Source organism: Algoriphagus locisalis, from assembly GCF_900116615.1.
In the GTDB taxonomy this organism is placed as follows: domain Bacteria; phylum Bacteroidota; class Bacteroidia; order Cytophagales; family Cyclobacteriaceae; genus Algoriphagus; species Algoriphagus locisalis.
Genome location: NZ_FPBF01000016.1, coordinates 1 through 16,280 on the forward strand (window position 1 = coordinate 1; position 16,280 = coordinate 16,280).

Annotated in this window: 6 protein-coding genes; 1 reads left to right on the plus strand and 5 read right to left on the minus strand. The window is 42.8% G+C overall.

The genetic code is table 11. The features are described from left to right. Both BM386_RS23370 and BM386_RS23375 read right to left on the minus strand, forming a co-directional pair. A partial coding sequence (locus BM386_RS23370; protein ID WP_139235991.1) for a DUF7948 domain-containing protein occupies positions 1 to 7,756 on the minus strand: 7,756 nt, incomplete at its 3' end. A gap of 244 nt (positions 7,757 to 8,000) precedes the next feature. Continuing rightward, entirely contained in the window at positions 8,001 to 9,701 is a 1,701-nt protein-coding gene (locus tag BM386_RS23375; protein ID WP_091698650.1) for a tetratricopeptide repeat protein, read from the minus strand. 551 nt (positions 9,702 to 10,252) lie between these two features. Between BM386_RS23375 and BM386_RS23380 the strand changes: the two genes are divergently transcribed. Beyond that, positions 10,253 to 12,511 (plus strand): S41 family peptidase, encoded by a 2,259-nt coding sequence (locus BM386_RS23380; RefSeq protein WP_091698652.1) that lies wholly within the window; start codon positions 10,253 to 10,255, stop codon positions 12,509 to 12,511. Positions 12,512 to 12,714: 203 nt separating this feature from the next. Here BM386_RS23380 and BM386_RS23385 read toward each other — a convergent pair whose 3' ends face one another. The 3 genes from BM386_RS23385 to BM386_RS23395 form a co-directional block, all read right to left on the minus strand. Further along, a complete protein-coding gene (locus BM386_RS23385; protein ID WP_091698655.1) occupies positions 12,715 to 13,173 on the minus strand; it encodes a hypothetical protein in 459 nt (152 codons plus the stop codon). 132 nt (positions 13,174 to 13,305) lie between these two features. Further along, on the minus strand, positions 13,306 to 14,268 hold the full coding sequence (locus BM386_RS23390; protein ID WP_091698658.1) for a PorP/SprF family type IX secretion system membrane protein: 963 nt from the start codon (positions 14,266 to 14,268) through the stop codon (positions 13,306 to 13,308). Between the two features lie 65 nt (positions 14,269 to 14,333). Next, positions 14,334 to 16,280 (minus strand): MBG domain-containing protein (locus tag BM386_RS23395; RefSeq protein ID WP_139235993.1); only part of this gene is annotated, 1,947 nt, incomplete at its 5' end.

A 16,280-nucleotide genomic window follows, 5' to 3' on the forward strand; every position in this document is an offset into this window, starting at 1 on the left:
CAACCGTAGCTGGGGTGACCGTCAGATCAGCAGTCAATACCAAGGTGGTGAAATTGTCACCCGTGATCGTTGCTGTTACTTCCTGGGTTCCAACATCCGTTCTGCCGTTGTTTGTATAAACAACTGATGTTCCATCAGGCAAGTCGTCTTCTACGGCAAGAGACTTTTCAGTTCCATCAAATACAAAGCTCTCGTCTTCGAAGGTGATATCACCAACTTTTGCAGGTGTGATAGTAAGGTCAGCAGTCAATACTAACGTATTGTAGTTCTCACCCGTGATCGTTGCAGTCACTTCCTGAGTTCCTACATCCGTTCTGCCGTTGTTTGTATAAACAACTGATGTTCCTTCCGGCAAAGCCCCACTAATAGATAGGGTTTTCTCAGTACCGTCGTATATGAAAATGGCAGGATTAAAGGATACATCTTCTACATTAGCTGCAGTGATTTCGAAAAATGCTCCGGTGAAATTAATCGTGTAATTGTCTCCAGCTTCAAGTTGTCCTTGCCGGATAGCGTATATGCCCACAGCCTCACCTGTTTCTCTGGTTAATTCGCCACTCAGAACGCGCACATCGTCCCCCCCTTCAAAGCCCTCAGCTATATATGTGAAGGTAGGGTCAACATTTCCATATATTTTGGTTTGTCCTGAACGAGCTGTTACCGCTAATGCTTTTTTAGAGGTGCTGAAAGTGACTTCGTTTCCATAGGTGGTCACTCCATTCAGATTGGTGCTAAATGATCGAACATAATACATGATATTGAGTCGAAGCCCCGTAACATTTGCAGAAAACTGATTTCCTTCCAAAGCTATTACTTCCTTGGTATCGGAAATATCCGGGCCTGAAACAGTACTATAGACAATTCCTGTTTCCTGCGCACAAGCCAATCCATTCAGGATTTCACCTCCTAATGTAGCACTTGAATAAGTTATGGAACTCGCTGCTAAAGTGGTGAGGGCTGCGGGATTAGGTTCAGCAACTTCAATTACTTTGGTTTCAAAACATCCATTTGAGTCGGTGACTTTCACTGAATAACTACCAGCGGTAAGTCCCTCAATGCTAGCTGTCTCCCCTCCTGTACTCCACTCATAAGTAAATGGTGCAACACCATCGCTAGGAGTAGCAGTAATGGAGCCGTCAGCCCCCCCTTCACAAGTCACATCAGTGAATGAAATACCTACATCCAACATCTTAACCTGAATCAGATCTGTCTTGGTCAGCGGTTTAGGTGTTGGGCAGTCCAGACTCCCGACACTTAGTGAGACGGAATACGTGCCTGGGTTGGCATATTCGTGAATTGGATTCCGCAACCTAGAAGTTGTTCCGTCACCAAAATCCCATAGCCAACTTACCATTGGGGAACTACTGTATGACTTATCTGTAAATGCAACCGTAAGTGGACCACAACCTTCTGTAACATCTGAGGAGAAATCCATAATAGGCCCCAAGATCTCAATAAATCCTACCTTCTCTTCAGTATCTGAACATCCATTTTCTGAATATATGGTCAGCCTTACCGAATACCGCCCATGGTCAAAGGTATGTATTGGGTTTTGCTCTGTGGAAGTTGTACCATCCCCAAATTCCCAAAGCCAGCTCCTCGCTTCAGTAGATTTATCAGTAAACTGCACGGCATTTGGGCCACATGCTATTGTTTTGTCAGCTTCAAAATCTGCCTTTACATCGCGGATTTTGATGATTTTTGAACTTATGGAAGTTACACCAGTCACCGTATCCTGAACAGTAAGTGACACTGTGAAATCCCCTGGTTCAGTATAGGTGTGTTTTGGGTTTTTGGGAGAAAAACCGAAGCTGGATGATAGGATTGTTCCATCTCCAAAATTCCAACGCCAGGTATCCGCATTTTTGGATCTATCTGAGAAATTCACCTCTTGAGGAACTGAACAATTTTCCAAAGCATCGGAAACAAAATCACTCTGAACAGGCACTTCCGGTGAAATGGGATTTCGCAATTCAACTCTTGCCTGGAGCTCTTCACCCTCAGCATCTCTCACTAGGTAGTCATAGAAACCAGCGGGCAAATTCTCCACCTTATTACTACTACCGATATTCGGAATCCAGTAATAGGAATAAGGTTCTACTCCGCCGGTTGCTACTAAATCAATTGATCCATCTGAAAACCCAAAACCAGTAGGATCGGATTTAATTACGTTTACTGCTAATTTCTCAGGCGTAATACTCAGATCAGCCTTTAATATTAAGGCCTTATAGTTACTCCCAGTTATGGTGGCTGTTACTTCCTGTAGGCCTACTTCTGTCCTGCCATTATTGGAATATTCTACAGATACGCCAACTGGAAGGGTACCGGATATCTGTAGTGTTTTCGGAGTACCATCAAACTCAAAACTTTCGCTTTCAAAGGTAATCCCCGTCAAATCAGCAGGGGTAATTTCAAGCTCGGCATTCAACATCAAGGTTATAAAATCAGCACCACTAACTATTGCTCTCACCTGCTGGGTACCCACATCCGTTCGATTGTTATTTTCAAATGAAACTACAGCCCCTTCAGGTACTTCGCCTACAATCGTCAAGGATTTAGGATTTCCGTCATATACAAAAGACTGATTCTCTAAACTTACCCCATCAAACGTTTTTCTTGTTATTTCGAAAACCTGCTCTTCGATTATCAAGGTATAATCTTCCCCGGCAGATAGACTTCCCTGAGTTATCGCGTAGGTGCCCACATCCTCTCCAGAAACTCTACCTAACGAACCTGTGAGTGAAACTGCATTATTGCTGGATTCGTATAAAAATTCATCCGGATCCTCTGTCCCGTAAGCTTTGGATTGATTTGGAAGTACTGAGATGATTATTTCTTCCAGATCTTCCTGAATCTCATAAGCTCCCATCTCCACAACTCCGATAAACCTGCTACTTCCATCCAGATCTGATTCCACGGCTCCGAGATCAGGAACCAAACCTGAATCAAAATAAGCTTGGTTTCCTTTACTTTTTGCCGGAGATCCGGCTTGAAGTCTAAAATCTCCATTAAGAATAGGGCTCACGCCAAAGGTGACAATTGGATCTACAAAATCTGGATCGTTTTCAGCATTTGTTCCATCTAGGTTTCCCTCACCTTCGGGATCATGTGCTTGAATCAGGGAGTAAGTGATTTGCGGCCCCACATTTCCTATTAGTTGAAGTGATGAATTGGCAGTCCCTATTCCTGTATTGTCCTTATTGTTCCAAATGATTGAGTTTCTGATTTCAGGCTGAGTATTAGATTGGGTAAGGTAAATCCCTCCCCCATAATAAGCCGTGTTGCCGGAGATAGTGACGTTGGTCAAAACAGTTTTGGAAGTATTATTCAGGATGGCACCTCCTCTGGCATTGTTTCTCAAGGCCATGTTCCCACTGAATCTCACATTGGTCAGAATAGGACTTCCTCCCGCACTGTACATACCTCCTCCGCCAACGGTTCCTGTACCAACTCCTCCATTTGAAGTATTGCCTACAAAATCCACATTCAATAGTTCCGGTGAGCTTTCGCTGGAATTATACAAACCACCTCCATTCATCGCCGAAATGTTTTCCACAAACTTCACCTTCTCCAAAATTGGATTACTAGCCAAATTTGACATCCCACCACCACCGTTTGAAGTATAATTCGCTTGGAAAATAACATTGAGGAGATTTGGGCTCGCACCTTCAGAATTCGCTATACCCCCACCATATCTTCCAGATCGATTGGCAATCACCATTAAGTTGGTAAGGTTTGGGCTACCTGTTTTAATAAAAACACCTGCCCCGTCACTATTCTCTCCGTCGCCAATTGCATACCCCGCATTGATGAAGAACCCATCTAAAATAGCTGAGGCATCTGTCCCGGATCCACTCACTACATGAAGGGAATTACCACTCGACAAAGCAAAAGGACTTTCAATGAGGCTAGTGCTCCTAGAGATGATATCCCCACTTAAAATGGTTTGGTTTTCTTCCCAATTTCTTGTTTCAAATGCACCTCCACCCTGTGCAAAGCCTCCATAAATCTCCACATTATTGAATAGCTGAAATGTCTTGGTCTCATCTGTATCTTCTGTCGGAAAGTAGATTCCTTCCGCTACGTATATTTTTAAAACCTCATTCTGACCGACCCAAGCCACATCTGCATATGCCAATGCTTGCTGTAGCGTAGCATAGGCATTCTCCCAAGAATTTCCATTCCCTTGACCACCGACTACCGACTGATCCACATAGAGTATATTGTTGATATCAGGAATTCCATCCAATAGACCTGGAGCAGGAATTTGTTCGTTATGGATCAAAACAGGAAAAGAGCGATCCTCTTCTATCTTCCAGACGTCCACAAAATCCCAGTTTTCAAAGGAAGCTTGCTGTCTCATAGCACCAGAAGTAAGCCCTATACCTTTTTCATTATCCGGGCCAGCAAGCTCTGAGTTGAAATACGATTGAACAACAGCTGGGCTTCCTGTACCTAAAACTGCTCCATTGTTTACAGGTTCACCAGCTACATTTGACAAAGAATAAACATTTCTGATGATTCCTGCTTGAGTATTTCCCACCAAACCGCCTCCAGATGGAATTGGGTCAGTTTTCTGTCTCACTTCAAGGAAGCTATAGGAGTTTTCAAGAAGGGAAGCTGAAGTCTGCAGAACCCCAATTAAGCCTCCCACAAAAAAATCTCCAGCCACAGATCCTTCAAAAGCATAGCATTCCTGAATTGTGCCTCCAACCACTAAACCCGCCAAAGCACCAACGACAGTTCCTCCGCTAATCTCAGGATTCAGAATTGCAAGTCTTTTGACAGAACCGTCTTTAATCACTCCAAAAATCCCGACATTATTAGCTGTTGAATTATTGATAAAAGCCCCTTCCAAAACATACCCTCCACCAGAGATACTTCCTGTAAATGGGTCACTCCCATCTCCTATGGGCTGCCAACCCGCTCCTTCATTCCAATACTTGCCGCCTTCTCGCGTAACTTGTGACAAGTCAATATCCGCTATCACTTTGAAATGGTCTGATAAGTAGCTTCTTACCGCATGGAGCTGCTTAGGAGTACCAATCTCCCACGGACTTTCTACTGTTCCATCCCCAACTTCTGATGGTAAAGTGGTGAAAGAAAAAACCGCTGACCATTCTCCACTATCCTCTGCATCCTCCCCACGCACTCTCCAGTAATACTTCACTCCAAAATCCAGATCTGAAGTAAAATCAAAAGTTAACTCTTCTATACCATCATGCTGAATAACTGCACCTGAAAAATCCTCTGTCGTACTCAATTGAAGCGTGTAAGAATCCGCAGTAGAATTGAGCATCGTATTACCAGCCTGCTCCCAATTGAAAGTAGGCCTAATGCGTATTTTTTTAGCTCCATTGACAGGAGAAATTAACTGGGGAGCTTCAGGCACAAATTGATCCAGTTCAAAATCAATTGCGGTTACAAATTTCTTCTGAAGAAGCAATTCTTCATTAAACTCTGTAATATCCGATCCGTCATAATAAGCATCTTCTGAAAACTCAAAACCGAATTTTGATGAATAGCCTTCCAAGTAAATTACGCCATTCTCGACCGCAATTGAATTGGCATAAGTAGCAAACCCACCAAAAAGCGTACTGTAATCCAATGTTTGCCCTGAAGGCAACAACCTCATTACAAAGGATTGATTAAATGGGTTTTCGGAATATTCCTCATGAAAAGATCCCGACTTCTGGTAAGCATTGTCGGTCGTGAAAAAATTGAGGTTTGTAGTGTACCCAGAGAGGTAAGGAATGCCTTTATAGACCGCCAGATCTGTAAACAACTCCGAATCAACCCCCTGTAACGATCCCACAAAAGTACTGAAGGCCAAGTTCTCTCCTAGATCAGAAAACTTCATCAGAAAAGGTGCCTTAAAGTTAGCATCAGAACTGAGGTAGGACCCTGGAGTTGTTGGAAAATCAGATGCGACAGATGTTGTTCCCAACAAGTACAAAACTTCTCCGTCTCCCTCCATTCTAAGCACAGCTTCATCTCCTGACCCGGCTATGAGCGTACTATATTCCAGCTCGCTTAGGGTTTCATTCATTCTAAACAGAAAAAGCTCATTCCCACCTTTAGCTTCTGTCATAAAAGCCCCTGGAGTAACGGGGAAATTCACCGTGGAAACCCCTGATACAATTGGTTTTCCTTCTTGCAGAATTATCGCATTCCCAGCCTCCAAGCCATCTCCACCTAGCAATGTACTGTACAAAAGCTCTGAACCATCAAGAGAAAATTTGCTTATGAACACATCGTATAGGTGTTGATACACAAGGTTTTCTACACTTTCTTCTAACGTATTTGATAAAAATCCAAAACCATTTTCACGCTGATAAGCTCCTTCTGTGGTTGGAAAAGGAACATTCTTTTCCTTTTGCGGTCCTGACAACCCTGTTAAATAAACAAAACCATCTTCCACAGCTAGGCCGTTTGCCATATCTGTGCCCGCACCGCCCAAATAGGTACTGTATTCTAAGCTTCCCCCATCCAAGGACAACTTGGTTAAAAATGCATCGGTAGGATTAAATAAGCCTCCAATACCGGGGATATCTTCATAAACTGGTTCTCCAGTATCAGGGTCAACTAGCCCCAAAAAGCCCCCACCGGAGGAAAACTCCTTTTGATAAGCATTTGCAGTGGTAGGGAAACCAGCATAAGCAGCTCCAGTCAGGTAAACATAACCATTTTCAACTGCCATATCTCCCAAAGAAAAAGTAGAACCCTCGGCCAGAAAAGTGGAATAAACCAATTCTGTTCCGGTTTTATTAAGCTTAGTAATATACATGGCAGTGCTGCCCTCCGAAAAACTTGAGCTATACGCACCGACTGTGGTTGGATAGTCAGTAAAAGTGGTTATTCCTGCTGCATACACAAACCCATCTTCCACTTCTATGGCACCACCTGAAATGCCGACACCAATAGAACTTGGGGAACCTATAAAAGTACTGTAAACGAGGGGGTCAATAACCAAAGGCAAAGCAGGATCGTATTCACCAATTTCAAATCCTACACTACCTTTCTTATCAAAACTAAAGGAAGATGCAATTTCCCGCTTTTCTCCATCTATTAGTTGATAGGTGAAGAGATCTGTCTGCTTTACTTTGCCCAAAGAGGTCAGATAGTTTAAATCCCCATTCTGATCAAGGTGCAAGTTTTCTGCTCCATTTATATCAAGATTAATCAGCGCTACATCAGCTCCTGGTTCCACAATAAAATCATAGCGTGGAAGTCCCTTTTCACCGTAAATCCGTAAAGAAATCCCCTCGTAAACATTATTCAAAAGCACTTCTCCAAATTGCGGTATATTCTCAAACCATTGACTTGAGTCAGAGCCATTGTAATAATTTGCTACCCCATCCAGCTCATTATTGAAGGATACAAAATTAGAATGGGTGGAATTGAAATCCATAGCTACCACATGGCCTAGAACTGTACTATCGAGAGAAGATATATTCATAAAATCATACATCAATCCATCGAGTGTCACCCATAGTCGGAATCCTGAACCGTTTGCCATGGCCAGGACATCATCCTGCCATTGCCCATGATTCAGTGTGAACGCAAGTTGGTATTCTCCGGGAGCAGGCTGATTTAAGCTTTCCAAAACTGGTCCCGAATCGTTGATACCATCGATAAGCAGTTTTTGAGGAGTTCTCCCGACCTGAGACGGGGTCTGAGTTTCCAGAGAAGAGTCGCTAGAGTCGTGATTAAAAAAAAGTCCTATAAGCAGCAGCAAAAATGAATAATATCGCATGGTTTTATCAGTCTTGGGATTCTAATTTTTGAATATCTTTTTCAATTAGAATCTGTCGTTGCTGATAAAAACAATACACAAAAACAGAAGTGGCGAGCACAAAAAATACGAATACCACTAAGACTAATTTGTGTTTTGACATTTGACATCGAGTGAAACTAATGATATCAAACCTAGTCTTGTCGCTTCAATAACAGACTAAAACAAGCGTTACACTTTCGTTACACTTTTCAAAATACAGCCTTCAGGCTTCAGAAAAGCGCATTTCAAACAATTCTCTGGGCTGCACATTTTTGTCTAGATCAAGCTTTTTCCTCAGCCTATGCCAGGTCACCCTAAGTGAAGAGGGAGAAATGCCCATGGCATTCGCTATCTCCTGGTTCTGCATATCCAACTTCAGGAGTAGCAAATACCTTAATTCGGAAGGGGAAAGTTTGGGATTGTGGTGGAGCAGGCTGCTGATCAACTTTGGAAATATTTTCCTGAATTCTTTTTGGAATGAATCCCAATCCTCATCGGTCAACACAGTTCTTTCTCTTAGCTCCTGTAAAACCTGGTTCTGCTCCAGCTGTAAGGTCTGTCGCTCCATGGAATGGATCATATTCGAATTCTCCTGGATCTTCTGGGTATAATTTGTCACAAGCTTTTGTGCAGACTCAAGATCGGACTGTGTCTTCTCTAGTTCCTGATCTTTAAGTTTTTGTCTTATTCTATTCTTTTGAATTTGAACTTGATAAATAATCAATGCTGCAACTAATGTCAACAGTAAGCCTCCGATTATTGCATTCCGAATTATTTTATTTCTCAACGCTTCTTCATTCAGCTTCTGAATCGCCTTTTCCTTCTGGGTATTCATCACCAGTTGATTTGCACGCATCAGCTGAACGGCACTAAACTTCTCATTATACTTTTTGGTGGCTACAAGGGCAGAATCCAGGTACTTGTTGGAATCGATCATATTTCCTTTGGCTGCTTCCCATTTGCTTAGCACGGGATAAAGGTTCCTGAGTCTGTCAGTATCCCCGTTACTTCTTATGTAACCGTAGGCTTTTTCTATAAAAAATAAAGCTGAATCAAGTTTTCCATTTACCGTGTAGATATCAGCAACAGGTATTGAAGATTGGGCAGCAAGGCCCCTGTCATTGTATTTCTCTGCAAGCCTTACATCTCTTAATAAAAGGGGAAGAGCTTTTTCAAACTCACCTTTAAGGAAGTGATTATAACCTACATTTCCGGAAGCAATGCCATACCATTGCTCAGAAGTTTCTTCGGCATGTTTTAACAACCGATCAAAGTAGTAATCAGAACTGTCCAGCTGGCCCAACTGCCTATAGGTAAATGCCATGTTGTTTATGGCATGTCGCCAGGCATTGATGTACACATCCTTCACCTTAAAGTCTGCCACTTGCTTAAAATAAGTAATTGACTTTCGGTAGTCACCAAAATAGCGGTAGTCACTTCCAATACCGGTAAGGAAAATCGCTTTCTCGGGAAATTCCTCTATGGAAACCTGTTTCATTAATTCATCCAAATGTAGATGCCAGCTTAATGCCTTCTCATACTTCTTGGAATACCAATAGGATTTGGATATGGCCTCAGCTGCCCTACAGGCAAAGTAAATATTCCCTTGTTGTTCCTGTTCCTTTTGAAAGGTAATCATACCATCAAGTTCCTTATACTCTACCAGTACTTCATAGCTTAGCTCCAAAAAATCAGCCTCCATAGCTAATACGGGGTCATTTCCCATACTTGCCAGGTCTCTCATACCTGCTAGCGTATCTTCAAAAATCGGTCTATCAATTTTAAACTCGATGATATTGTCATAAAGCTCACTGAGCGCTTCTGTCTGTTCCCAATGCGGCTTATGAAGTAACTGTGAGTATTGGGCAAAGGCTAAATGACTATAAAACAAAAGTGTAAGTAGAAAGATGAAAAAGTATTTCATAGAGTTTAATGTTGAAAAGGAAAAGCTGATGATCTTTAACATTCTAACCTTCTATTTCAGAATGTCCTGAATACCCTCCTACAAACTAAGAGCTCAAGTTATCACTTTTTACGCTAGTCATCCCATTTTAATAGAAATGAAAAAATTAACTGGTAAATAACCATCTGAGTCATTTCCAAAACTACTGAGGGAATTAGTATGAAAAACAGCATAAGAAACTTATCCGATCATTGGCTTTTTCGCCAACCTCAATTACCCCAGTGTTTTAATAATATGTACTTCGATCCAACAGACATAAAAAAGTCCATTTACAATTGTCGCCCTCCTTTCAGAAAGACATTTGAGATAGCATTGTTTACTTAAAAAGGTAATCAAAGAATTTTTATGCTCTGCCACGGTAAGGAGAATAGGTCAGGGACAAAGGCCTACTTTTACAGGTTCATTTTCAATTAAATTCATGGATTTCTCACCCGAAATGACTAATTATATAATTCTAATAATAATTCTTTTTCAAATACTCTTTTTAATCAGTAAACCCATTTTCATTAATCATGAAACAACACCTCGTATTTATCTGGATTGCGATTCTGGTCTTTTTCTCGACTACCCTTGAATCATACAGCCAAACTCAACGTGAAATTGATAATCTGGTAGCTTTCAGCAAAGCCTATGGCTATGTAAAATATTTTCATCCGAGTACCGAAAGCGATCAGCTGGACTGGGGCTGGTTCTCAGTCTATGGTGCCAATCAGGTTAGGGACTGCCAGGATATTTCCTGTCTTAACATGACCCTCAATGAATTATTTAAGCCGGTAGCTCCGACCGTTCTTTTTAGCCTTGAATCACCTGAAAAAAGCCAGATAGGCGAAAGGTTTACCCCATCAGAGCCCGAACAATACAACCAAGTGTATTGGCAGCATTATGGGGTAGGTAAAGACATGATCAATCCTAGCAAACTTTATAAAAGTGTGCGTGTAAACAGTACTCAAAAGATTGACAAGTCAGACGGTTTTGGTGGGATCAGTAAAAGCATTGATGCAAAACCCTACCTCAACAAAAAAGTAAGGTTGACAGGCAGGGCTAAAATGACAGCTTCAACTGGTGGTAATGGACATTTTTGGCTAAGGGTGGACAATACTGACAAGTCCCCCGGCTATTTTGAGAACATGGATGGCAACCCGATTACTTCTGCTGAATGGAAGGCTTATGAGATCATAGGGGATATCAATCCTAAGGCAAGTACCATCAACTTTGGAGGCTTTCTGTCCGGAAAAGGCACCTTGTTAGTTGATAATCTGGAATTGGAAGTAGAAGAAGATGGTAAATGGAAAACCATACCATTGACCAACAGCTCTTTTGAGGATCCAATTCAACCAAAGGATTGGTACAGTAGCGGAAAAGGCTATGAGTTTACTGGCAATGTAAACGATCAGATGGAGGAAAATAAGTCTCTTCAAATACATTACAAAGGAGAGTTTGAAATTATCACTAATGAAGCAATTTTCCCACAATCACCGGAGGAAGATGAAGTTTGGGTAAGGGAAATTTCAGAAGGATTATGGATTGGAATGCCTCTGACCTTATACGAAAAAGACATGCAGACCTATCCCATACCAGCTGTGGCTGCATATAATCCGGATAATTATCCTGAGCTACCCATTACTGCAGATGGGTTGGACTTCAGATTGGGAAACATCATCAATACCTGGAATGTATTCCAACATTTCTACCCGTATTTCAAGGAAACCGGGGTGGATTGGGAGAGCGAACTGAAAAATAGCCTAAGGGCAACCTATAGCAGTGATGGAAACAGCCATTACAATGATCTGAAGAAGTTAACCGCAAAACTAAAAGATGGGCATATTCAGGTTTACGGCAACGGCCAGGGGGTGTTTGCCCCACCAATCGCTTGGGAATGGATTGAAAATAAACTCATCATCACACAGGTGTTTGATCCAAGTCTGGAATTAAAAGTCGGTGACCAGGTGGATGAAATTGCAGGTATCTCGCCAGAGCTTTACTTTAACCCAATTAAAGAAGGAATATCAGCTGCTACTCAGGGATACCTAAACTACAGGGCAAATGATGAAGCGCTGACGGGAGCCAAAGAATCCATCCTGAATATAACAGTTCGGGGGAAGGAATTTGAATTGGTGAGATGGATGGATTACTATAAAAACAGAACTCAGCAAAAAGCCAGCTTGCCGCATTATCAGCTGCTGGACAATGAGATAGTTTACCTGAACCTGGACCTAATTTCAATAGACACTATAAAGAACATCCTTCCTGAACTAAAAAACAGTAAAGCCATAATCGCTGATCTGAGAGGATATCCTAAAGGCAACCATGAGTTTATTAAACTACTGCTTGATGATGTTGACAGCAGTAAATGGATGATGGTAAATAAATTCATATACCCTGATCAGGAAAATATTGCCGGTCATAGTGAAATGGGTTGGGAAATGGTTCCGGAAGAACCTCACCTGGGAAACAAAAAGGTTATCTTCATTATCGATGAGCAGGCTATAAGCTATGCTGAAAGCTACATGGGATTTATTGAAGCCAATAATCTAGCTGTGATCATAGGGCAACCCACTGCAGGCACAAATGGAAACATAAATATGTTTGCCTTGCCTGGAGAAATGGGGATTTCATTTACCGGTATGAAAGTGGTCAAACACGATGGCTCCCAATTGCATGGAGTGGGCATACTTCCCGATATTTACCTCGAAAAAACAATTGAAGGCATCAAAGCAGGAAGGGATGAGTTTTTAGAAAAAGCAATTGAATTGGCTCAAATGCCCGACTAAATCCCGTAATTCTACAGGTTTCAATTTACATGACTAGTTTGAATTTGCTAGTTCAGCAAAAATCCCCAACTTCATAACAAAAGTTACAATATTTGGCTTTCCGCTCCATCGGACACAGTAATCTTTTCTCTGAGTTATCCTCTATACAACCTGAAGAGGTGACCTTCACTCAAAAAGAGTAAAAATCCAAGGACAAGAGTGCATTACTCCGACCCAAACACCTTCCCGTTTAAGGTATGGGTGCAACAGGTGCAGAATGGCGTGAGATCTTTTGCCGTTAAAGCAGGGTCAGTCAATTGTAAAATCCCATTTTCATCCACAAACATTCCTGAGAAATAGGATGACTCTCCCACCCGTACATAATCTTGTTTATCCTCTTCATTTATTGCCACCACCCAATATATAGGGTCGGTTTTATCAAGGCGGGATTCAGCTTCCCTGAAAACGGTTTCCCACGCCAAGCCTACCTTGGATAATAGAAACCTAAACAGAGGAGTATAGTCAAGCCCTCTCTCCACTTTCCCATGCATGGATCCTTTGGTCACCTCGCGGGTTTCTCCTTTTTTGTTTCTGGAATTCTTGAAGTCACCTCCAAACTCATGGCGTACGCCCCTAGCCTTGGTATTTACTTTTCTAAAAAGTGGTTTGATTTCTCTTTTCATTTACTCATTTAGCCCTTCATAAAGTATCATCTAGAGAGCAATCGTCTCTTCTCTATTTAGTTAAAGACAATATTTCAGGTAGATCAATCCCTTTTTTTGCTCTTAATAAGTGCTCAAAATACAAAAAAACCCTTACCACATCACCACTTCCTGAGACTCAGTCCTGACATTATCTCTGAACAGATTGAACACCGCTGTAAACTCATGGGTGTTTCCCGGAAGGTTGTAGCTGGTGGCATTGGGAAACTCGTACAGGTAGCCTATTCTTAGCCGCTTGGTCAAGATACCCATCTGGGCATTGGTCGCATAGTCTATCCGGTGTCCTATCCCCAACCATAGCCTATCCATCAGCAGAGCCTTAAAATTGAATTCAATATTGTCGTCCTGATTCTTCTGGGTACTGTACATCCCGTTTACGATCACTGCAACATTACTACTTACTGCACTTCGATAGCCAGCTTGGAAAATGGAGCTTGCCGGATATCCATCCATAAATTCATCTCCTGAGGTGATCTTTCCTCCATTCACACGGTGCATACCATAGGAAAAATAGTAATTGGCATGGGTCAGTGCGATGCCTAGATTGAAGTCCACCACACTCATATTCGAAAACTGTCCGACATATTGCCCCAGAGTAGGATCGTTCTGCTCCTCGGTCGTCAGCGCATTGCCATCAAGGCGGATGCTCTGATAGTTTAGCCCAGCTCCCAATCTCAGGTTATGCGTCTCTGATAGTCTGATTCTGCTCGCATACCCTAGCGTAAGTTCAGTTTCCCGAAAAGCCCCATAGGTATCGTGTAGTAAATTAACAGAAACCGCATTCTTGCCCATTAGCACAGGGTCAACTTCTCCTGCCAGTTCCCCAAAATCCAGTTCAGTACTGAAGAAATAGGTTTTTGGAGCCCCTTCTACCCCAGACCACTGGTTGCGGACAAAACCACGCACCGTGGATCCTTCGTAACCCGTCAACCCAGGATTGTAATAGCTCTGGAAAAAATTAAAGTTTGAAATGAACTTGCGGGATTGGGAGAACCCCTCACCAGCAGTGAGTGTAAGAACTACTAGCACTAAAAGGTATTTAATGTATTTTTTCATCAGAAAATTAGTATAAATCCAAAAATGGGAAGCCGTTACTTTACTATCGGCTTCCCTTTTTAATCTTAATCATTGATTAGGTTCAGCATGCCCCGTCGAATTTCCCCAGTTTCTGCTACTTCGATCACATACAGGTAAGCTCCCACAGGCATTTCTTTACCATTGAATACGCCATCCCACTGGACATCTGCATCTTCGGTATAGAATAATCTGTCACCGCCTACGGCAAAGACTGAAATTCTCACCCCGCTATAGTAGCGTAAGGCCGACATACCCCAGGTGTCATTCACTCCATCTCCGTTTGGTGTAAAGGTGTTCGGAACATCCAACTGATCCAGTGGCGTACGTTCACGGGTAACAGTGAATTCCTTTTCCAGCACGTTTCCTGCCCGGTCAGTGACTTGTAGTACAATAGTGAAGGTTGTTCTGCCACCTGCCTGCTCGGCATTGCTCCAGAACAGGATGCCGTCCAGTACCTCGAAGTATCCATTGTCCCGAACTCCTTCAGGTAGGCTGAATGTATGTTGATCATCAGAAGGATCAATCACTGTGAAAGCTCCGATTTCCTGGAAGTATTGATCAGGAATTCCTATGAAACTGTTTGCGCCCAAGGTCACATCCTGTGGTACTGGCTTAGCCACTACGGTGAGTTCCAGGGTTGGCTGAAGTTCATCAGGATTGATCAGACCGGATGGGATTTCTATTACTCCAAAATAGCTGCTAATACCAGCTTCCAAAGGCTCATACCCCATCAGATCCCATTCCACAGCAAGATTAACAAACTCTCCCGCTGAAGTGATCACCACAGTTTCAACAGGCAAATTCAACTCCGTCTCTGGTGTACCCCAGAGAACTTCCAGACTTTGGGCTACAAAGCCGGTGATTGTGTCAGGTTCAACCACTTCCGCCATCAGGATCTCAAATTCAGCTCCTATAAAGTCGATTGTATAATTATCCCCAGCAGTTAAGCTGCCTATTCCGATGCTATAACTACCTACTTCCTCACCGGATTCTCTCTCAGGCGAACCATCAAGGATACCCTCGTCCTCACCCATAGCAAAACCTGCCGCAGTATATGTCAGTTCGGGATCCGCTTCTCCAACCACCTTGCTTAGCCCCTCATCCACCGTAATCGTCAAGGTAGCCCGTGTCACACTTAGATCCGCAGTCAATACCAACGTGGTGAAATTGTCACCCGAGATCGTTGCAGTAACCTCTTGGCTACCCACTTCAGTTCTGCTGTTGTTCACATAGTTAACAGAAGCTCCTTCAGGCAAAGCACCAGTAATAGTCAAAGACTTCGCTGTACCGTCGTACACGAAGTTTCCATCATCGAATGTGATACCTCTAATTGTTGCAGGTGTGATTGTCAGATCCGCTGTCAATACTAATGTATTGTAGTTAGAACCGGTCACAGTCGCAGTCACTTCCTGTGTACCCACAACCGTTCTGCCGTTGTCGGCATAAGTTACCGAGGTTCCTTCAGGAAGTGTTCCCATTATGGCAAGGGACTTAGCAGTGCCATCGTACACAAAGCTATCGTCTTCAAACGTTACTCCAGTAATGTCTGCCGGAGTGATCGTCAGATCTGCGGTCAGTACTAATGTGGTGAAGTTATCACCCGTGATCGTGGCTATTACTTCCTGCGTACCCACATCCGTCCTGCTGTTATTGGTATAGCTCACACTTGAACCGTCTGGAAGTGTTCCAGTAATGGCTAGCGACTTGGCAATGCCGTCAAACACAAAGCTTCCATCCTCGAAAGTAACTCCTGTAATCGTAGCAGGTGTGATCGTCAGGTCAGCGGTCAATACCAAGCTGGTATAATTGTCTCCGGTAATCGTTGCAGTCACCTCCTGCGTACCCACATCCGTTCTGCCGTTGTCCGCATAAGTTACCGAAGTTCCTTCTGGCAAGGTGCCTGTGATAACAAGTGACTTAGCAGTGCCATCGTACACAAAGCTGTCATCATCAAATGTTACTCCAGTAATGTCTGCCGGAGTGATCGTCAG